This is a genomic window from Psychrobacter sp. TB20-MNA-CIBAN-0197, assembly GCF_040309765.1.
Classification (GTDB): domain Bacteria; phylum Pseudomonadota; class Gammaproteobacteria; order Pseudomonadales; family Moraxellaceae; genus Psychrobacter; species Psychrobacter submarinus.
On record NZ_JBEOPC010000040.1, the window covers coordinates 1 to 19,798 of the forward strand.

The 19,798-nt window shown below is 45.1% G+C and carries 17 protein-coding genes; 3 read left to right on the forward strand and 14 right to left on the reverse strand.

The features are described from left to right. Positions 1 to 66: 66 nt before the first annotated feature. The 14 genes from AAEY83_RS11495 to AAEY83_RS11560 form a co-directional block, all read right to left on the reverse strand. Positions 67 to 1,269, reverse strand: coding sequence for an SIR2 family protein (locus AAEY83_RS11495; RefSeq protein ID WP_051397463.1), 1,203 nt, complete (start codon positions 1,267 to 1,269; stop codon positions 67 to 69). Between the two features lie 90 nt (positions 1,270 to 1,359). Beyond that, positions 1,360 to 3,987 carry an ABC transporter permease gene (locus AAEY83_RS11500; RefSeq protein ID WP_025645211.1) on the reverse strand — a complete coding sequence of 876 codons (2,628 nt, stop codon included), beginning with the start codon at positions 3,985 to 3,987 and terminating at the stop codon, positions 1,360 to 1,362. Next, the gene (locus AAEY83_RS11505) at positions 3,980 to 4,678 is read right to left on the reverse strand and encodes an ABC transporter ATP-binding protein (protein ID WP_025645212.1); all 699 of its coding nucleotides are present in this window, start codon (positions 4,676 to 4,678) and stop codon (positions 3,980 to 3,982) included. The genes AAEY83_RS11500 and AAEY83_RS11505 overlap by 8 nt, the downstream gene beginning before the upstream one ends. Before the next feature lie 63 nt (positions 4,679 to 4,741). Then, entirely contained in the window at positions 4,742 to 5,530 is a 789-nt protein-coding gene (locus tag AAEY83_RS11510) for an arylesterase (RefSeq protein ID WP_025645213.1), read from the reverse strand. A gap of 58 nt (positions 5,531 to 5,588) precedes the next feature. Next, positions 5,589 to 6,845 carry an MFS transporter gene (locus AAEY83_RS11515; protein WP_051397462.1) on the reverse strand — a complete coding sequence of 419 codons (1,257 nt, stop codon included), beginning with the start codon at positions 6,843 to 6,845 and terminating at the stop codon, positions 5,589 to 5,591. A gap of 393 nt (positions 6,846 to 7,238) precedes the next feature. Next, entirely contained in the window at positions 7,239 to 7,484 is a 246-nt protein-coding gene (gene nqrM / locus AAEY83_RS11520) for a (Na+)-NQR maturation NqrM (protein ID WP_025645214.1), read from the reverse strand. 133 nt (positions 7,485 to 7,617) lie between these two features. Next, positions 7,618 to 8,697, reverse strand: coding sequence for an FAD:protein FMN transferase (locus AAEY83_RS11525; protein WP_051397464.1), 1,080 nt, complete (start codon positions 8,695 to 8,697; stop codon positions 7,618 to 7,620). Positions 8,698 to 9,026: 329 nt separating this feature from the next. Beyond that, entirely contained in the window at positions 9,027 to 9,827 is an 801-nt protein-coding gene (locus AAEY83_RS11530) for an SDR family NAD(P)-dependent oxidoreductase (protein WP_025645216.1), read from the reverse strand. A gap of 230 nt (positions 9,828 to 10,057) precedes the next feature. Next, positions 10,058 to 11,293, reverse strand: coding sequence for an NADH:ubiquinone reductase (Na(+)-transporting) subunit F (nqrF, locus tag AAEY83_RS11535; RefSeq protein ID WP_025645218.1), 1,236 nt, complete (start codon positions 11,291 to 11,293; stop codon positions 10,058 to 10,060). A gap of 111 nt (positions 11,294 to 11,404) precedes the next feature. Next, on the reverse strand, positions 11,405 to 12,013 hold the full coding sequence (nqrE, locus tag AAEY83_RS11540; RefSeq protein WP_025645220.1) for an NADH:ubiquinone reductase (Na(+)-transporting) subunit E: 609 nt from the start codon (positions 12,011 to 12,013) through the stop codon (positions 11,405 to 11,407). Continuing rightward, positions 12,013 to 12,684 carry an NADH:ubiquinone reductase (Na(+)-transporting) subunit D gene (locus tag AAEY83_RS11545; RefSeq protein ID WP_025645221.1) on the reverse strand — a complete coding sequence of 224 codons (672 nt, stop codon included), beginning with the start codon at positions 12,682 to 12,684 and terminating at the stop codon, positions 12,013 to 12,015. The genes nqrE and AAEY83_RS11545 overlap by 1 nt, the downstream gene beginning before the upstream one ends. A gap of 1 nt (position 12,685) precedes the next feature. After that, positions 12,686 to 13,591: a Na(+)-translocating NADH-quinone reductase subunit C gene (locus tag AAEY83_RS11550; RefSeq protein WP_025645223.1), complete on the reverse strand. Its 906-nt coding sequence runs from the start codon at positions 13,589 to 13,591 to the stop codon at positions 12,686 to 12,688. Then, entirely contained in the window at positions 13,572 to 14,807 is a 1,236-nt protein-coding gene (locus AAEY83_RS11555; protein ID WP_025645225.1) for an NADH:ubiquinone reductase (Na(+)-transporting) subunit B, read from the reverse strand. Before AAEY83_RS11555 ends, AAEY83_RS11550 begins: the two co-directional genes overlap by 20 nt. A gap of 5 nt (positions 14,808 to 14,812) precedes the next feature. Then, the gene (locus AAEY83_RS11560; RefSeq protein WP_025645228.1) at positions 14,813 to 16,162 is read right to left on the reverse strand and encodes a Na(+)-translocating NADH-quinone reductase subunit A; all 1,350 of its coding nucleotides are present in this window, start codon (positions 16,160 to 16,162) and stop codon (positions 14,813 to 14,815) included. 723 nt (positions 16,163 to 16,885) lie between these two features. On the opposite strand from AAEY83_RS11560, the gene hisA reads away from it, so the two are divergent. The 3 genes from hisA (at position 16,886) to AAEY83_RS11575 (ending at position 19,664) form a co-directional block, all read left to right on the forward strand. Further along, a complete protein-coding gene (hisA, locus tag AAEY83_RS11565; RefSeq protein WP_025645231.1) occupies positions 16,886 to 17,623 on the forward strand; it encodes a 1-(5-phosphoribosyl)-5-[(5-phosphoribosylamino)methylideneamino]imidazole-4-carboxamide isomerase in 738 nt (245 codons plus the stop codon). Between the two features lie 58 nt (positions 17,624 to 17,681). Continuing rightward, a complete protein-coding gene (locus AAEY83_RS11570) occupies positions 17,682 to 19,289 on the forward strand; it encodes a mechanosensitive ion channel family protein (RefSeq protein WP_025645233.1) in 1,608 nt (535 codons plus the stop codon). A gap of 99 nt (positions 19,290 to 19,388) precedes the next feature. Continuing rightward, positions 19,389 to 19,664 carry a hypothetical protein gene (locus AAEY83_RS11575; protein ID WP_156923952.1) on the forward strand — a complete coding sequence of 92 codons (276 nt, stop codon included), beginning with the start codon at positions 19,389 to 19,391 and terminating at the stop codon, positions 19,662 to 19,664. Positions 19,665 to 19,798 lie beyond the last annotated feature (134 nt).

Genomic DNA, 19,798 nt, shown 5'->3' on the forward strand with positions numbered 1-19,798 from the left:
TTGAATAAGTCATTGTTTATTTCATTAATTAAGATTGTTATAAATATTGTATCGGTTTTATTTGGATTAGACTATATATGTGGGAGTCGCTTTGACTAACAAAGGTAACGCTCTTACAATCTCGTCACTTGAAAACTGTAAATCATCGAAAATAATGTCTCTAATAAGATCTCGAGCAGAAATACCTTGGATTCCTTTCATCCCAAACTCTGATATAGATGCTACGCCTACACCAGCAACAAAATCTATATCTTTATCCTCAATAGCGTTATCAAAATCAACGTATTTTAATTGTAAGTCTGACTTCTCTCTAGAGTTTACAATATTATAAATCTGCTCTTTGAATATTCTAAGAAAATCAACAGGTATTTTCCTTTCAGCATATTGTAAAGCCCTATAAATCTTACCAAAGTCATCAGTCTTTATGTGCGTGAATGCAAGCCTCCTGTCATTTATTGGCATTTCTATACAAGTCATTCGCTCTTCACTACCATTGGCTCTAGTAACGAATATCATATTTTTCGATAATTTATTAATCTTATCTTCAGAATCAATAACCCTTTCTATTTTTTCAAGAATATCAGTAATATTTTCATCTGAGAGTGAGTATCCAAGGAATATGACAGGTTTCTCAAGAAATATCGAAATAAGTTTCGCTGCTAGATAAGGGTTCTTTTGATTGAAGTCCTTATAGTCATTACTACTCAGTATTAGACTGTTAAAGTCAGTGCAGCTACCGTGAATTTTAAAGATCTCACCAACAGCTTGCGGATGCTTGAAAAGTATATCTGACTGTCCAACATAAGCTTTTAACTTTGGAAAGATTTTCTCAAGTAGTAAATCCCAATTAGTAGTTATGATTCCATCAATAACAACTTTGTCGTTTGTCAGTTCAATGAGTTCAGGGTTTTGAGTTAGACAGTCTTCCATGTCATAGCTTTTTATAAACCTAGCTATTTCATATTTCAAAGGAGTTTCAACTTTATTGAGCCAGTTCTTTGATTCATATACCTCTTTATTACCTTCATTTTCTTCAAACCATTCTTCATAGAAGTCGTTAGCCAAAGCTAAAGCTGCTTTAGGAATATTATCATTTGCCATTCCTAAATATCTTGTAAAAGGCTTTTTTGAAAACTGACTTAGCAAACCTTTCCAATCAGGCATATCTATATATCTTCTTGAAAATCCTGAACCAATAAATAGAAATGGAGCAGAGGGTGATTCAGATAATATCTTCGCTAGCTGGTTCTCAATATCTAGATCTGACATAATAAAGTCTCTAAAAGAATTAAAAAAGGCTCAATCTCTGAGATAGTATAACTACTTGTAAAGAGTATAAACTAAACCTAATGTTAGATCCTAAATCATCGCCCGTACCCGTGCCATAATCCCACGCCCAATCACCAAGCGTACATAAATAATGGCAATGGCAAACAGCAATACGACTAACGCCGCACCGCCAATAGCCAAGCTCGTCCACGGCACACTAAATTGTAGATTAAACCATTGGGTAATTGCAAACCAAGCGCCAACACTCGCGATAGTCATCGCAAACACCGCGGCGCTCACGCCAAGTACGCCAATCTCCAAGATATTTAGCTTATATAAATCAGACTTTTGCATTCCTAATAATCGGAAGGACGCGCTCTCTTGCATGCGATCTTGTGAAGTAGAAAGTAGCGAGCTGATCAGTACCATAATCCCAGTTAATAACGCCAGTAAGGTAAACACATACACTAAGCGGCTCATCTGCTGCACCAGCCCTTGGATTTGCTCAGCGATAGCCGTACCGTCAACCGTAGTAACGGCTGGGAATTCGCGTACCAGCTGTCCTTGCACCTCAGCGATGCTGTCCTCAGGGATATGCGCGGTGGCAAACTGGATTTGCGGGGCGGCGGCTAACAGCTCAGGCTCAAATAAGAAATAAAAGAACGGGCTGGGGCCGCGCTCAAAGCGCGAGCGGATACTGGTAATCTCTCCAGTTATCTCAATACCTTGAATATTAAACACCACTTCATCGCCCATGCTGACGTTTAGCAGACTGGCAGCACTGTTTAAGATAGATAACGGCTGTACTTGTTGCAGTGCGGACTTAGTAGAGTCTTGACCGTCGATAGGGCTATATAGCTCGTTATTAGTGACCGCATCGACGATGTATTCGGTGTCCATAACCGTATCGGCGTAGCTTAAATTGAACACTCGCGTTGGGTCATCCGCCCCTTGAGTGGCTTCGATATCTTCTGCCGCCACGCCGCCAGCGGTGACGATACGCGCGCGAATGACGGGGTAGTAGCTGACCGGTGTGCCAATGATATTATTAATCGCGTCGTGTTGCTCGCTTTGCACATCAAGCAAGAATATATTGGGCGCATCTTCTGGATAAGCATCGACGAACTGGGCGTTGATACTGTGATTTAAAGTAGTAATCAGGGTCAATACTGCGACCGATAGCGACAGCGTGACGAAGAATAGCGCTGATTGATTACCTTTACGTGCCAGGTTATGAATGGCGATACGCTGCATCCAACTGATGTTTTTATTTTTCGCCAAGCGTGATAATAGCCACAGCCAACCGCGAGCCAGAGCCCAAAATATAGCGACAAAGCCAATCAACCCGATAAGCAGTTGCGCTGATAAGCGCCAAGAGCCGACTTCATAAGTGAAGAATAAATACAGACCGATAAACATCAGCCCGTACCAGAGTAGGGGCGTGCGCTGATACCAAGGTTGCTTTCCTGATTGTTGACTTGCGCCTTGATTAAGTAGAGTAGCGGGTTTAGTAGTACTCAGCTCATTAAGGCCGCGCTGGGTAATCACCAAGGTCAATATAATAGCGATAATCAGCGTTTTAATAATGCTAAGCGGACTAATCGCTAAGCCAAGGTCTTCAGGTAATATGGCGGTGAGATAAGGCTGACCGACTTTTAATAGCCCGAGACTAAGCACCACGGAGGCGATACTGGCAATGATGGACATGCCCAATAACAGCCGATAGTAGCTGGCTTTGATTTGACGGGCCGGTTCGCCCATCGCCATACGGATGGCGTTGTTGGCTTGCTGTTTGGTCGCAAAGGCGGTGATAACGCCATACATAGCCACCGCAGATAATAGCAGTACCGCGATGACCAGTAATTTCAAAAACATCAGCACATTGTCAGAGATGCGCGAGACTTGTGTGTCCTCAGAGTCGATATCGGAGAGCCTGATGTTAGGATAGCTGGTTAAGGTTTGCTCTAATTGCTCATTTAATGCGGCTATGGTGTCCTCGTCGCCTGCCATCTCGATACGATAACGCACACGGCTACGCTGACCGAGCAGATTGGTTGCCGCTAAGCCGTCCTCTTGCATCAATACATGCCCACCAAAATCAAAAGCGCTCAAGGGGCGGTCTGGCTCTTTGGTCAGCACATCGCTGATGGTAAATTGCCCATCACCAATAGTAATGCTGTCGCCAACGCTTGCATTTAACCCTTGTAACACCTCTGGCGCGATGACAATGGTGTCCGGCCTTAGCTGTTGCCATAAGGGTTTGCCAGATTCGGTTTGTGTATCGCCATATAAGGGATAAGCAGGGGTGACGCCTTTTATGCGCACCAATAAGGTTTGCTCTTCGGTCACCGCCATGGAGCTAAACTGGTGGTCATAAACGACTTGGGTTTCAGGCAAGCTGCGCACTTGCTCTATTACTTGCGCTGGCCACTCTTGATTGCTCTCCAGCACCAAATCACCACCGACCAGCGCGCGCTGATTATCGGTGATATAGGTATTCACCGCTTGCTGAATCGAGTCAAGTGTGAGGTAAGTGGCAAGCGATAGCGTTAGAGTAATTAAAAATAAAACGGGATACACCCAGCGCCGCCACCAGCTGCGAGTCAGGGCTTTGGTGCCAAGGGTGGAAGCGAAAAGCTGGCTTATTATGTTGTTAGCGGCGTTTGTGTCATCGCTGACATGATGACCAGTTTGATTGTTTTTGGTGACGTTATCCATTGGCGTAAGTTCCGTCTATCAACCCATCATGCATCGTAATCACTCTATCCGCCATCTCAGCAAGTGCTGGGTCATGCGTTACTACCACTAGCGCTGAACCGGTTTGCTGCCGTAAATCTAACAATAATTGCATGACTTGGTCGGCGTTTTGCTCGTCCAAATTACCGGTTGGCTCATCAGCAAAGACAATTTTGGGACGCGACACCAAAGCGCGGGCGACAGCGGTACGCTGCTGCTCACCGCCAGATAATTGATTGGGCAAGCTATCACGCCTATGCCCAAGTCCGACCGCGTCGATGAGTTCATCGACCCGCGCAGGATCAGGACGCCGCGCGATATCTAGCGGAAAAGCGATATTTTCGCGCACGCTCAAGGTCGGCAGTAGATGAAACGACTGAAAGACAAAGCCCATCTCGCGCTGACGAATAGCGGCCAGCTTATCTTCATCAAGCGCACTTAAGGTTTGCTCGCCCAGCTTAACCGAACCGCTATCGGGATAATCGAGCGCTGCCAGCAAACCAAGCAAGGTAGATTTACCTGAGCCGGACTTACCCATAATCACCACAAACTCGCCGGCATCAACATGGATACTGACGTCTTTAATAATCGCTAGCGATTGCTCACCAACTTGCACGGTTTTATTGAGGTTTGCGGCGGTGAGTAGGGGGTTGCTGGTAGGTATGGCGGTCATTGGACAGTCTCGATTAACGTATTTGTGGCTATGGATTCACGACGAATAGTGTAGCAAAAGTTCTTAATCAGTCTCACTTGCTACCATACTCTCAAGCTCCGGCTTAAGCACAGGCAAGATATTATTATTCACAATAATAGTATAGCCTTCCTTAGTTGGATGGATAGCATCTGCTTGGTTTAATTCGCTAACACCGCCCACGCCTTCTAAGAAAAACGGAATCATCGGCACGTCCATATCTTCAGCGATACGCGGATAAATGGCTGAAAAGGACTGCACGTATTCACTCCCTAAATTATCATAAATCTGCATGCCGCCTAAGATCACTTCGCTACCATTGTCTTGCAGATGTTTAACTGCCGTGCGAATATTATCTTCAATCGTTGCTACATCGAGACCGCGAATGGCATCGTTAGCGCCAATGGTTAGAATAGTAATATCAGGTTCAGTCTGGCTCACCCAGTCGAGACGATTAACAAGGCCAGTACTGGTTTCACCGCTAAGCCCAGAATTAACCACATCGACATTCACATAGCCCATTTCTTTTAGTTTAGCTTCTAACTGCGCCGGATAATTACCGTCACGCTCAACGCCTAAGCCTTCAGTTAACGAGTCGCCTAGCGCTAAGATAGTGATAGGCTGCGATATCAGTTGTTGCTCAGTGGTATTGATATTAGTCGCGTCTTCTACATCTAAAGGGCTATCGACCGCCGCTGTTTCGGTAGTTTGTGGCTCTTTAGTTTCGGTTTCTGGTTTGTCTTGGCAACCACTTAGCAGTAAGCCTGAACTTATCATGGCGATCGTTATGAGATAAAGAGGACGCGTAAGTAGGCTGGTTTTTTTATTCTTCATAACGGTCATATCCTTTAATCAATCGAATAAGTTTAGCAAATGGTGCGTTGATGTTGGCTTAAGCTTTTTGACCATCGACCATGACCGGACGACTGACCAACCACGCAAGCCCAACGTTGATAATCATTAATATCAGTATCAATAATAAAGGCAAGTCCCAACTATCTGTCGCTTCATGGAGCCAACCAGTGCCGAGGGGGCCAAAAAAAGCAACCAAGTAACCGACGAACTGCGCCATACCGGACAGCTCGCTTGATTGATTGGTGGTATAAGTGCGCAAAGAGAACAGCATCATACTCAAAGTGAAAATCGCTGAACAGCCGGCACCCATAAAGCCTGACCATAGCCATGCCAAATCGGTAGAGGCATAACTCAAGCCTAAGATACCAATGACGTTGAAACTAGCAGCAGTGATAGCGAGCGCTTGAATAGGGCGACCACGGTTGATAAGCCAAGTAACAATCAAGATAGCGAGCGGAGCCATAAACTGAAACACCGCTCCCATTTGACCTGCATTCACAGCACTCATACCTTTACTAACCAAGATAGAAGGTAAAAAGCTAGCAACGGTATAATATAGCAAAGACTGAATACCCATAAACATAGCAATTTGCCAGCCAAAAGCAGAGCGCCAAATGGATATCTTAGCTGAGGTAGTGGCAGAGGTAGGTATAGGTTGATGATTAGAGGAGCCTAAACGAATACGCAAAAATATCCAAAGAATAAGCGCAAAAACACCAAAAATAGACCAGCCCCCTATAGCCCATTGCCAGCCGACCCACTCAGATAAGGGCAATACTACCCCCGCAACTATACCCGCACCGATTGTCATAGTCAGACTAAATAGGCCAGTCACTAATGGAATATTTTTCGGCGTGCGCTGTTTGATAATAGGAGCGGCCAAAGTATTAGCAAAGCCTATGGCTAAAGTGAGCATGACCGTACCAGTCAAAAACCCAAGCCAAGTGGGCACCACCGAGCGCAGTACCATCCCAAAGGTGAGCAGTGCCACCATGACGATCAGCGTATTTTCAAGGCCAAAACGCTTACCAATAGAAGGCGCAATCAACGCCCCAATGGCAAAGGCCAACATCGGTACTGCGCCAAGCCAACCGATCTCGGTCTCAGAGATACCCAGCGCGTCTTGTACCACAGGCGCGATAGAACCTAGCGCTACAATAGGCGCGCGCATATTAGTGGCTAGCAAAATCATCGCAAATAGCACTAACCAAAAAGTAAACTTTGAGGAAGGTGTCTTGATCATGCTTGACTTATTTGCAGATGAATTCGAGAGTAAATCGTTAGAGGTAGACATAGCGGCACGACTATAAAATTAGGAAAAACAAAAGGTTATGGCTAAAGGTTGACAAAATAGCACTGTTAGAATAACCTCAAAAAATTCCACCAAGACGGTGGTTAAGAAAATGCGTTGATGGTTAGGTAGAACGAATAAGAATTGATGTAAGCAATGAACTAATCGAATAATGAAAATATTTTAACAAAACTTCGTTGGTTAATTATCTTAGTGAGCTATCCTAAAAAGATAAACCATACCCAATAAAAAAGTGCTAAGCATCTTAAAAATACTTAACACTAGTATAAGAGTAGAGAGGGCAAAGTACTACCAGCGTATGGTAACTAACCGCTAGAAACGCTAGAGCGTCAATTTAACAAGTAACTAAAAACTACAAACGGTCACAAGACAAACTTAAACCGACTTACCCAATTGAGCGGCTTTTAAGGCAGTGTCTTGCTGCTCTGCTACGACTGAGTCACACTTATTAGGATCGTCACCGCAAAACGAGCATCTCTCATCACCCATCAAATTGGCGACACCGCCACACGAGCCTTTAAGCGGCTGCTTTTTGAACATATAGCCGATACCCATGAGCAAAAAGAACAGCACAAAGACGGTAAAAGTAATGGCAAGTATTGGTAGGAGTTGGCTAAGCATAGCGTGACCTCACATTTATTTTTCGATATTTTATTAATGACATTGATGTTTAGTATTATAGCAGATTTCGGTCTTGCTCGCTGGTACAAGTGTTTTATTATCAATACTTTACTAGCATAGCCGCTAAGAGCGGTTAAGAGGGTTTATCTGCTCGCAGTGCTTGCATAGCCGAGGTCTCAACGATCTGCCAGTCCTCTACACTCTCAGCGTCAATATTACTATTATCGATTAATATCACAAACATTGCTGCTATATCTTGCTGTTCAGCAGTAGCCAGTGCTTGCTCATACGGCATGGCGGTCAGCGCCGTGGCCCAAGCATCAGCAAGCCCTACCGACTCTGCCGCTACCGTCACGGAAGGGGCGCCGCCTATGATAGGTTCACCAGTAGTCGGATCTATGGTATGGCTATAGCGTTTATTATCAAAAATAACAGAGTTTCGATAATTGCCAGAAGTAGCTAAATGCATCTTATTACCCATCGATTTGGGTTGACGAATAGCGGCGATGGTTTGACGCTCAGTCACCGTACTGCCTTCTATTGGCGCGTCGATAGCGATTTGCCAAGGCTGAGTTTGTGCGTTGACCCCAGATGAGGCCACTTCTCCGCCAATCTCGACCATATAATTACGAATCTGATAGTCTTGTCTTAGCACATCAGCGATGACATCAACACCGTAGCCCTTTGCTACAGCTGAGAAGTCTAAGCCTACGCCATCTTTGGTTTTATAAAGGCTATCGCCTTCTTGTACCACGCTTTTGAAGTCGACTAAGGCTTTAGCCTGCGCAATCTCAACCTGACTTGGTGGGCTTTGTAAGCGCTCAACCGTCATCGTACTGCCAAAACCCCAAGTATCAATCAAGGGCATCACTGTCGGATCAAAAGCGCCGCCAGATTGCTCATAAACCTGTCTTGACGTCTCTAAAACATGACTAAAGTCTGCATCGATAGTGATAGGCGTATTAGCAGTTAAACGATTGAACTTTGATATAGTGGAGTCGTCTATATAAGTCGACATACTGTCGTTGATCTGCTGTAGTCTCTCATCGATAGAAGCTTGAATAGCGGCCTCATTAGTACCATCTGGGAGCTGATAGCTAATATGGTAGCTAGTACCCATAGTCTCACCGCTTAAAGTATTAAAGTCTGCAGTTGGCTGCTGGCAAGCACTCAGAGCCAAAAGGCAAGAGGTACTAACTGAGGTTAAGCCCATCATGCGGGTTAATTTAGAGGAGTTTTGCGATAAATTTGTCATAGTCATGTTGTTGCGGTGATAAAAGTAATAGACATAAAATTAGGGGCGTGAATAGCTTTTATCTATTCTACACCCCTAATGGTTTTTAATCATGGCAATAGGCCAAAATCTGGTTAATCTTATAAAAGCATTCTATAGCCGCTTCACTTTAAAAACGATATAGTGCTACTAGGATAAATTTTGCGCAGCCTTTGGAGTGCGAAGCGCACAGCAAGCAAGGAAAAGTTGTATCAGTAGCACGACGTTATTAACGTATCGATTTCATTTCGTATTGGCTATCGATCAAGCTACCTAACTTGCGACTGCCGAATCAGCTTATAAAGCTTAGGCGGTGATAAGCGATTGACTCTAGTCGCCATTCTTTCTTGGCGCCCGCCAACGATGATATATTCTTCACCTTTGCTAAGTGCTTTAACCACTTGCTTAGCAAATTCGGACGCAGTGAGTCCTTTGCTTGTCGCCTCATCCATCGTACCTAGAGTGCTACCGTCCCCTGTCAAAGCGTTAATCGAGACATTGGTTTGAATAAAACCTGGGAATATCGTAGCGACCTCAATGCCTTGATCGTAGAGCTCAGCGCGCAGGCTGTTGGCCCATAGATGAATAGCGGCTTTGGCTGCACTATAAGCGCCACGATATTGAGTACCTATCAGTCCTGCGATACTAGATATCATCACAATTTTACCGCCGCCTTGCTCGAGCATGGCAGGCAGTACCAGACGCGTCAGCCGCGTTTGCGCAAAGTAATCGAGCTCCATAATTTGGCGCTCTACGTCTTCCGAGGTTTCCATAATCAATGAGCGCTGGGAGACCCCAGCATTATTAATGAGCCAGTCGATTTTACCCGCTTTATTGATAGCGCTCTTATAAGCCGCTTGAGTCTGCTCGCTATCACTGATATCAAAAGGTACGATATGATGATTTTTAGACTTTTTGCACTGCTCTTTGACCGCTTCTAACTTGTCCTCATTACGACCACTCAAGATAATAGTCGCGCCTTTTTTGGCAAAAGCAATCGCTAGCGCCTCACCTAAACCACTCGACGCCCCAGTGATCCAAATCGTTAGGTCTTTAAATTTCGTTTTCATAAGCGTCCTTACTTAGTAAAAATAACCATGTCAAAAAGTATCTATGTCAAAAGTAACTATTTCAAAACTATCCATGGCAAAAATATCAATATGAATTATCAATACTATAAAAAAGTCGCACTCAGATTGCTACTCGAATTTGTAAAATGAGAAAAGCCCGCCTTTAAATATCAGCCAAAAAAAAGAGTCTCAATTGAGACTCTAATTTTAACCACTATATTAAGACTACATTAACCACCAAAGTCATCAAGCATGATGTTTTCATCTTCGACACCGAGGCTATGCAGCATATCGATGACAGCAGCGTTCATCATCGGTGGCCCACACATGTAGTATTCACAGTCTTCTGGGTTTGGATGGTCTTTTAGGTAATTTTCAAGTAGCACATTATGGATAAAGCCGGTCGGACCATCCCAGTTATCTTCTGGTAATGGATCAGATAGCGCCACATGCCACTCAAAGTTATCGAACTCTTCTTCGAGCTGATCGTAGTCTTCGACATAGAACATTTCACGAATCGAGCGCGCACCGTACCAAAAGCTAATCTTACGATCAGAATTGAGGCGCTTTAGTTGATCAAAGATGTGCGAGCGCATCGGTGCCATACCCGCACCGCCCCCGACGAAGATCATCTCAGCATCGGTATCTTTGGCAAAGAACTCACCATACGGGCCTGATACCGTCACCTTATCACCAGGTTTTAGGCTAAATACCCAAGACGACATCTTGCCCGGCGGGATACCTTCAGGACCACGCGGCGGTGGACTGGCGATACGGATGTTAAACTTAATGATGCCTTTTTCTTCTGGGTAGTTGGCCATTGAGTACGCACGAATAACAGGCTCATCGACTTTTGAGACGTATTTAAAGACGCCGAACTTTTCCCAGTCTTCACGGTACTCTTCGCCGATATCAAAGTCTTTGTAGTGCACTTCATGCGGCGGCGCTTCTAACTGCACATAACCACCGGCGCGGAAGTTTACCTCTTCACCTTCTGGAATCTTTAGTACTAGCTCTTTAATAAAGGTTGCGACGTTGTCGTTAGAGATGACTTCACATTCCCACTTTTGGACATCGAAGAATTCAGGATCAATCTCAATCTCCATATCTTGCTTGACCGCTACCTGACAGGCTAGGCGCATATGATTGCGAATCTCACCTTGAGTGAAGTAGCCTTCTTCGGTCGGCAAAATAGAGCCGCCGCCTTCGATCACTCGGCAACGACACTGAGCGCAAGTACCACCGCCGCCGCAAGCTGATGATAAAAATATACCTTCGCTTGCAAGCGTCTGTAGCAGTTTGCCACCGGCAGGGGTGACAACATCATTATCAGGATTTTCATTAATGCGAATGGTAACGTCCCCTGAGCTGACCAGTCTTGAGCGCGCCGCTAAAATAATAGCGACAAGGCTCATGATGATCACAGTGAACATAGCAACGCCACCAATCGCCGTAGCATAATCCATGGTAGGTATCCTTAATTTATGGGGTAGGGGATAAGAGCTGACTGTAGTGGCTCTCTAGCCCCTTCCAAATAAATGAGTTAAATGGTTCAATAAGCTAATAGTGCTCAGTGCCTAAATTGACATACCGCCGAACGACATAAAGCCAAGCGACATCAAACCGACAGTAATAAAGGTGATGCCCAAGCCTTGTAGCGGTCCTGGAATGTCTGAATATTTGAGCTTTTCACGGATACCCGCCAAAGCGACAATAGCGACTGCCCAACCAAAACCAGCACCAACGCCGTAGACGACAGATTCGCTAAAGTTATAATCACGCTCGACCATAAATAGTACGCCGCCAAGGATGGCGCAGTTAACCGTAATCAGCGGTAAGAATACCCCTAGAGCGTTATAAAGCGCCGGCACAAACTTATCTAAGAACATCTCTAGAATCTGAACCGTCGCTGCGATTAAGCCGATATAGCTAAGCAGACCTAAGAAGCTAAGATTGATATCAGGAAAGCCCGCCCAAGCCAAAGCGCCACTCTTTAGTATGAACTGAAAAAGTAGGTTATTCAGCGGTACGGTAATCGCCATAACGACGATGACGGCAACCCCAAGGCCAATAGCTGTTGAGACTTTCTTTGATACTGCTAAGAAAGTACACATACCTAAGAAATAGGCCAGCGCCATATTCTCAATAAAGACTGAGGTTATAAATAAGCTAACATAATGTCCCATTAGTGACCGCCTCCATGTGCCATGCCTTTAGATTGCGGCTTCATTACAAAGTCAGCTTCTTCAATTTGTTCTGGCTTCCAAAAACGTACAATGGCAATAAACAAGCCGATGATAAAGAAGGCTGAAGGGGGCAGTAATAATAGACCGTTAGGTAAGTACCAACCGCCGTCAGTCACTGGTTGCAATATAGTGATACCGAACCAAGTACCTGAGCCTAATAGCTCACGAATCGTCGCGACGAATAAGAGTACTGCCGAATAACCAAGACCATTACCGACACCATCTAAAAAACTAGGAATCGGTGGATTGCTCATCGCAAACGCTTCGGCGCGGCCCATCACGATACAGTTAGTGATAATCAAACCAACGAATACCGAAAGTCCTTTACTCACGTCATAAGCGACGGCTTTTAGCACCTGATCGACTATGATAACTAGTGAGGCAATAATTGTCATCTGTACGATAATACGAATACTAGACGGGATTTTTTTGCGAATAATCGAGATAAAAAAGCTCGAAAACGCAGTGACTAAGGTCAATGCGACACACATGACCATCGCATTGGACATGCTGGTCGTCACGGCGAGTGCCGAACAGATACCTAATATTTGTAAACCAATAGGGTTATTGTCAAAAATAGGCGTAGTTAAAATGCTTTTGGTGTCAGCCATGTTATGCCTCCTTGCCAGTTGCTAATGGTAGAGCCGCTGCCAGTTCAGTTGTTGGCTTGGCTTGCTCAAGGTTTGCTTGGCTAGCTTGGGCGTCAGCATTATCGATAGTGGCACCGCTTTCTTCGCGTAGCGCATCTAGATAAGGTTTATAGCCTTGCTCGCTAAGCCAAAACTGAATCATGTTACTCACGCCGCGACCAGTCAAAGTCGCACCACTAATACCGTCGACCCAGTTCTCTTTTGGATTACCGGCTTTGGTAACACCAGTCGCAACCTCGCCATTTTCATCATAAGAATGAATACCGCTCCACTGCGCACGCCACTCAGGCTCTTCAATACGAGCGCCAAGTCCTGGAGTTTCTTTATGCTCATAAAAGCTGATACCTTTAATGGTATTCATATCGCTCTCAAGCGTTAAGAAGCCATAAATCGTACCCCATAGACCATAACCTTGAATCGGTAGTACAACCATTTCTGGATTACCGGCGTCGTCATTTTTGACGTAGACTTTGGCGTACTTAGGGACACGGCCGATGCCAGCAGGATCATTAGCGCCCAAATCATTACTGAGTGCTTGGTTCTTGGTCGCTTGACTTGCGTCATAGTTGTTACGATCAGGGATGCCAACTTCGACAAGCTGTTCGTCATCTAAATAGTTACCGGCTTGCAGATCAACGATTTTGACATCGAAGTCTTCAAAGCGATTAGCGACATCTTCGGCAGTATCTTGCTCGGCATCATACATGCCCGCCGCGACTAAGATGTTTTTGTTACGATCTAGGCGCGCGTTTTCGATTTGCGCGGGTTTGAGCCCGACCGCGACTGCTGAGACTAAGACTGAGCAGACTAAGCATAGCGTTAACGCGACGCTAACAGTTTTTGCATTATTACTTTTGGGCTTGGACATAACGAACCCTCCGTGCAGTTTGACGCTTGATATTGGCTTGCGTGACAAAGTAGTCAAACAAAGGCGCAAATAAGTTAGCAAATAAGATGGCAAGCATGATGCCTTCTGGGAAGGCTGGGTTGATGACACGAATCAGAACGGTCATAAAGCCGATCAAAATACCGTAAGCCCAGCGGCCTTTATTGGTATGTGCAGCTGAGACCGGATCGGTTGCCATAAACACCGCACCAAAAGCGAAGCCACCAATGACTAGATGCCAATAAAAAGGCATACTCATCATCAGGTTATCTTCAGAGCCGATTAGATTAAAGACGAGGGAAGTGGCGATAAGACCAACCACACAGCCTGCCATAATACGCCATGAAGCGATACGCGCCCACAGCAGCACCACTGCACCCAACAAAATAGCTAAGGTTGAGACTTCACCGACACTACCTTGGATATTACCAAAGAACGCATCACTCCAAGTGATAGCGCGGCCATAGACATCAACGAACTGATCGGGCGTGACGCCAAGGGCGGCTAGACCTAGCGGTGTTGCGCCAGAAAAGCCGTCAACCGCTGTCCATACCGAATCGCCCGACATATAAGCAGGATATGCAAAGTATAAGAAAGCACGGCCTGATAGCGCTGGGTTTAAGAAGTTTTTACCCGTACCACCGAAGACTTCTTTTGCTACGACAACACCGAAGATAATACCTAAGGCCACTTGCCATAAAGGAATATCGGGCGGCATGATAAGCGCGTACAGTACTGAGGTGACAAAGAAGCCCTCATTGACTTCGTGCCCACGGACTACTGCAAACAGTATCTCACAGGCAATACCAACCACGAAGGTGACGAGATAGATGGGCAAGAACTGCATAGCCCCGTAGACGAAGCTGGCCCAAATACTATTGGGGTCATAGCCTACCATACTAGTGATCACCGTGCGCCAGCCCTCAGGCTCAAGTCCGAGCTGAGAGATAGCGGTCAAAGCTTGATGACCGACGTTGTACATCCCAAAGAACATCGCTGGGAAGGTACAGAGCCAAACGGTAATCATAATACGTTTTAGATCGATACCATCACGCACGTGCGATGAGGTGAAAGTTGTTGTACCAGGTTGACGAAAAAACGTATCGAACATCTCAAAGATGGCGTAGTACTTCTCGTGTTTGCCACCCTTAGTGAAGGACGGCTCCATACGATCGAACATATTGTGTAAAAATTTCATCGTGGTTAGCCCTCCAGCTCAATGCGCGTTAGGTTATCACGCAAGATATCGCTGTATTCATATTTACCAGGAGAGACGAAGGTGCACAAAGCTACATCCTCTTCGTCCAGTTCGAGTACGCCCAAATCAACCGCAGAGATGATATCTTCGACAATCAAAGCGCGCAGTAATTGCGTAGGTAGATAATCTTGGGGCATGACCTCTTCATAGATACCGATCGGCACCATCGCCCGCGGCGAGCCATTGGTAGAGGTGGTAAAGTTAAACTTTTTCTTAAAAAACTGCGAGATATAAATCGGCAGCTTTGAGAAACGGTTTGCACCTGGGCTAAAGAAGTGAAAAGCAGGGCGCTCATAGCCTTCAGGTAAAGAGCTGACTTGATCATGGAAGCGGCCAAGATAAGCGACATTAGCAAACAGCTTACGGCCAGAGAGCACTGAGCCTGAGATGATACGGTTATCACCTGCAATCAGCTGCCCTTTCGTCAACGCCATCAGATCCGCGCCGCGCTCGGTTGCGATAAGATGCGGATTGGTTACTGCTGGACCGGCTAGACTCACTAAACGGCGCGTATATAAGCGGCCAGTGGTAAATAATTTACCCAAGGCTATGACGTCTTGAAAGCCGATCGTCCAGACGCTAACACCGCGCATGATAGGATGCAAAAAGTGAATATGCGTACCCGCCAGACCTGCCGGATGCTTACCTGCAAAGCTATGATATTCAGTGACGTTATCACTAGCAGTTTTGGCTACTTTTGGTAAGCTTGCCTCGGCATGATGACAGACAAAGGTCTTAGGACTCAAAGTTGACAGTACCGCTAAGCCATCATTGAATGCTTGCAGCTCTTCATTGATCAAAAGCATAGGGTCAAAAGCTAGTGGATTGGTATCCATAGCAGTGACAAAGATAGCATGCGGACGCGCGCCAAGCTCAGGGGCTCGGCTATAAGGGCGGGTACGAAACGCCGTCCATTCACCAGAAGCAAACAGCTGTTTTTCAACGATTTCGGAGTCAAGATCGGCCAGTTGTTCAGAGTCGTAACGGTCAAACTCTACTTCCTCACCATTGGGGTCAACGGCAATCACCAGACTTTCGAACACTCGGCGTTCACCGCGATTGACGGCGACAACTTTACCAGCAGCAGGGGCAGTATAAATGACGCCAACGCGTTTTTTGTCTTCAAAAACGGGCTGGCCTTTAGCGACAATGTCACCTTCTTTGACGTTCATAGTAGGCTTCATGCCCACATAGTCATAACCAATCAGTGCCACATGTGCAGGTCTGTGCTCAGTTATCTCGCGAGAGGGTTCGCCGGTGATGGGCAAATCCAAACCTTTTTTGATGGTAATCATAAGCGAAAACTTAGTCCATAGTCTAAAACGATACCAGACGTCCTGTATGGTATAACGGTAGTATAAATAAGCACTACTCAGCAAAGCGTCCACCTGCCAAGGTTATGGCAAAACGGCTCAATGCTTTATCAGTTATGCTCGATTATTCCTACTATCAAGAGTATCAACGCTGACCTTAGACTCCTTAACAACACGTTAATATCTTATTCGACTTACCAAAGTGGCGACTGGCTACCAAGATGCATGCTAAGAGTATTAGCTTCAATCCGCCTGTATAAAATAGGAATTGAATAAATAGTCTTTCCATACCTTTTATTAAAATCTTGAAACGAGCAATGCTCGTATTATGTTATTCAATAACTTCCTGAGGATCACTTACCAATCAAAAAATCGACTCAGTAAACGTTTTGTTGACTAAGTCTGTAAAATGATAGGTAGGGAGATACACATAGGACGATTTTGAATAGAAACAAATACAAATTTACCTAGGATTATACGCTAAATTGACCTAAAATTGCCAGTTAGTAATTGAATTTACTTAATATTGTGGGTGCTCTAAGACTAGGAAACTTCTAGTTATCATTTACTTACCTCTCAGTCCGTTTTACTACCTTAAGAGAAGGTGAGTCCTTCATTATGCTTTTATCTCTTTTATTAGATAAAAGCGACCGTTTTTAAGCTAGACTTGCTAACCTTGTTCAAATTTTATATTAGGAGTGTGTTATGTGTGCTGCGCCAGTGATTATTCCTGCTATTGATCTTAAAGATGGCAAATGTGTCCGCCTAAAACAGGGTCGTATGGAAGACGATACGGTGTTCTCTGACGATCCTGTTGCTATGGCAACGCGCTGGGTAGAAGAAGGCGCGCGTCGTTTACATTTAGTCGATCTAAATGGTGCTTTTGATGGCGTCCCTGTGCACAAGCGTGTGGTTGAAGACATCGCCAAAGCTTATCCAAAGCTGCCGATACAACTAGGCGGCGGTGTGCGCACCTTGAATACGATTGAACAATATATCAGTGCTGGTCTGACTTATATCATTATCGGTACTAAGGCAGTCGAAGATCCAAGCTTTGTGAGCGAGGCTTGCCGCGAGTTTGCCGGTCATATCATCGTCGGCATAGATGCCAAAGACGGCATGGTCGCTACTCACGGCTGGGCCAATGTCACTGATACCAAGGCCACTGAGCTTGCCAAGCGCTTCGCTGATGTTGGTGTATCCTCTATCGTCTATACCGATATCGCCCGTGATGGCATGATGCAAGGTGTCAACGTTGAGCAGACGGTCAATCTAGCTCGCGAAGGCGGCATTCCGGTTATTGCTTCAGGCGGCGTCACCGATATGAAGGATATCGAGCTACTTAAACCTTATGGCGATTGTTTAGAAGGTATCATTACTGGCCGCGCTATTTATGAAGGCTCACTAGATTTTGGCGCCGCTCAGCGTTATTTAGACCAGTAAAGATGCATTGCACGTAAGAGCTTTGAGCTAATAAGACTGAATTTTCTCAAGGATAGTTATGATCATAGAGTATAAGCATTTATTAGCAAATAAGCTCAAAGGTGGTGTACATCTTCTACTTTTAGTATGCGTTATAGTATTTGGCGTCTCAGCCTATGCTGCCGAAGCTGAGCTGGCTGAAGTGGCGACAGCGCTGGGCGTCAATAGTGAGGCCGAAGCAAGTGAATCTGGCGATAGTAGCACGGCGGATGCGCAACCTAAGCCACCGGTCATTATGGGCGAGAGTACCAATAACGCTGAGATTGAGACTAAACCTACCCCCAAAAAAGATAATGACATTCGTCAGCGTATCCAAGGGATATTTTCTGAGATTGATGGTCTGCAAGCGGTTAGTATCAGCGTGACTCAAGGAGTAGTGACGCTCACAGGCGAGACCGCCAATGAAAAAAAAGCCCAACAAGCGATTAACCTAACCAATCGTATCACTGATGTCGTCACCGTTGAAGATAAGATAGAGCGTACGCTTGATGTACAGGACAATGTCAGCACCGTCTATCAAGGCCTAAAAAACCAATTTAGAAACCTAATCAAAGCCTTACCGCTACTGTTAGTGGGTATTGTTATTTTCGCCATTGTTGCTTGGTTTGGCAGCTTTTTGTCTAATCGCAAAAGTATGTGGCAGCGCGTCACCCCCAATCCTTTTGTGGCAGAGCTGCTTGCGCAGACCATAAAGGTGATTTTTATTATTTTTGGTCTGATATTAGCGCTGAGCTTAATCGGTGCTGAGACGATTTTAGGTACATTGCTTGGCGGGGCAGGGGTGATTGGTATTGCCGTGGGTTTTGCGGTTAAGGACACTATTGAGAATTATATTGCCTCCTTGATGCTTAGTATTCGCCAACCTTTTCGCGCGCGCGATCAGGTGGTTATCAATGACTTAGAAGGTATCGTCGTGCGCCTGACTTCAAGGGCGACGATTCTGATGACTTTAGATGGTAATCAGCTACGTATCCCTAACGCCGAAGTGTTTAAGGGGGTGATTCTTAACTACACCAAAAACCCCGAACGGCGCTTTACCTTTGAGCTTGGCGTGGATGCCAATGACGATCCACTAGCAGCAATAAAGGTTGGTTTAGATGCTATTCATACTTTAGAGTTTGTACTGGATGAACCAAAAGCCATTGCGGTTATTAATAATGTTGGCGATTCTAATATCATTCTAGAGTTCCAGGTCTGGGTCAATCAGTCCGAAACTGATTTTGCCAAGGCTCGCAGTATCGCCATTCGCGAGACAAAACACGCGCTTGAAAACGAAGGCTTTAGCTTACCTGAACCCATTTATCGCCTGCGCTTCAACGATAAAGTAGAAAAAGCGCTAGAGATGGGACAAGGAGAAAAAGCGGATGACAGTGCAAATAAGTCAGATATGAGCATTACTCCGGTTAACCCAGAGTCTGTCGAAGACGTTGAGCTTAGCGACGTAATAGAAGATGATGAGGAGAAAAAGCGCGCAAAAGCCCGTGCTAAATATATCCTGCAAGGCCGTAATGCAGACGAGGTGCTCGACGCAAGACCAGATGCCAAGCTAATGGAAAAAGTTGAGCAAGAGATTGCTGAAAATTCAGATGAAACGGACTTATTAAATAGTAATAGTCCGCAAGAATAGCTAAGCAATATGGCAGTAGCATTTAGCAAGCACAGCTTGTAGATGCAGCCGCTGTTAAATAAAGTTGAGAGTGAAAAAATATTATTTGAGGGAATACCTATGCAAAAAAAACACCTAATTGCCTTAACCCTTGCTACTATTTTGATGTTGTTTGGCTACAATATTGTCAGCAGTTACTTCTATGAAAAGAACAGAGCTGCGCTCATAGATACTGATTCCGAGGTAGTTAAAAATGGTGATGAGGAGAATGACAGTAACTCAGCACAGCCACTAGGCGAAAAACCCAAAGCCATCATTGATAATGCTACTGCTCAAATAGAGCAAGTTCAAGACGTTGAACAGCAGCGTTTAGAACAGATGAATAGCGCTCAGTAAGGCAATCTGTGCTCTATACTATGTATAGTGAACTCTAAATAAAAGAGTGTGCTTATAATACCTGCTACTGGTATAACCTTTACTGGCATGCTGTTATCGCTCGATGCGCCATCACGTTTTTTGTCTTATTGTGA

Bases quoted from the DNA above. Each gene is read 5' to 3' on its own strand.
- hisA (WP_025645231.1), top strand. From the start codon at position 16,886: ATGTGTGCTGCGCCAGTGATTATTCCTGCTATTGATCTTAAAGATGGC.
- AAEY83_RS11570 (WP_025645233.1), top strand. From the start codon at position 17,682: ATGATCATAGAGTATAAGCATTTATTAGCAAATAAGCTCAAAGGTGGT.
- AAEY83_RS11560 (WP_025645228.1), bottom strand. From the start codon at position 16,162: ATGATTACCATCAAAAAAGGTTTGGATTTGCCCATCACCGGCGAACCC.
- AAEY83_RS11505 (WP_025645212.1), bottom strand. From the start codon at position 4,678: ATGACCGCCATACCTACCAGCAACCCCCTACTCACCGCCGCAAACCTC.
- AAEY83_RS11495 (WP_051397463.1), bottom strand. From the start codon at position 1,269: ATGTCAGATCTAGATATTGAGAACCAGCTAGCGAAGATATTATCTGAA.
- nqrM (WP_025645214.1), bottom strand. From the start codon at position 7,484: ATGCTTAGCCAACTCCTACCAATACTTGCCATTACTTTTACCGTCTTT.
- AAEY83_RS11500 (WP_025645211.1), bottom strand. From the start codon at position 3,987: ATGGATAACGTCACCAAAAACAATCAAACTGGTCATCATGTCAGCGAT.
- AAEY83_RS11545 (WP_025645221.1), bottom strand. From the start codon at position 12,684: ATGGCTGACACCAAAAGCATTTTAACTACGCCTATTTTTGACAATAAC.
- nqrF (WP_025645218.1), bottom strand. From the start codon at position 11,293: ATGGATTATGCTACGGCGATTGGTGGCGTTGCTATGTTCACTGTGATC.
- nqrE (WP_025645220.1), bottom strand. From the start codon at position 12,013: ATGGGACATTATGTTAGCTTATTTATAACCTCAGTCTTTATTGAGAAT.
- AAEY83_RS11555 (WP_025645225.1), bottom strand. From the start codon at position 14,807: ATGAAATTTTTACACAATATGTTCGATCGTATGGAGCCGTCCTTCACT.
- AAEY83_RS11575 (WP_156923952.1), top strand. From the start codon at position 19,389: ATGCAAAAAAAACACCTAATTGCCTTAACCCTTGCTACTATTTTGATG.
- AAEY83_RS11530 (WP_025645216.1), bottom strand. From the start codon at position 9,827: ATGAAAACGAAATTTAAAGACCTAACGATTTGGATCACTGGGGCGTCG.
- AAEY83_RS11515 (WP_051397462.1), bottom strand. From the start codon at position 6,845: ATGTCTACCTCTAACGATTTACTCTCGAATTCATCTGCAAATAAGTCA.
- AAEY83_RS11550 (WP_025645223.1), bottom strand. From the start codon at position 13,591: ATGTCCAAGCCCAAAAGTAATAATGCAAAAACTGTTAGCGTCGCGTTA.
- AAEY83_RS11525 (WP_051397464.1), bottom strand. From the start codon at position 8,697: ATGGGCTTAACCTCAGTTAGTACCTCTTGCCTTTTGGCTCTGAGTGCT.
- AAEY83_RS11510 (WP_025645213.1), bottom strand. From the start codon at position 5,530: ATGAAGAATAAAAAAACCAGCCTACTTACGCGTCCTCTTTATCTCATA.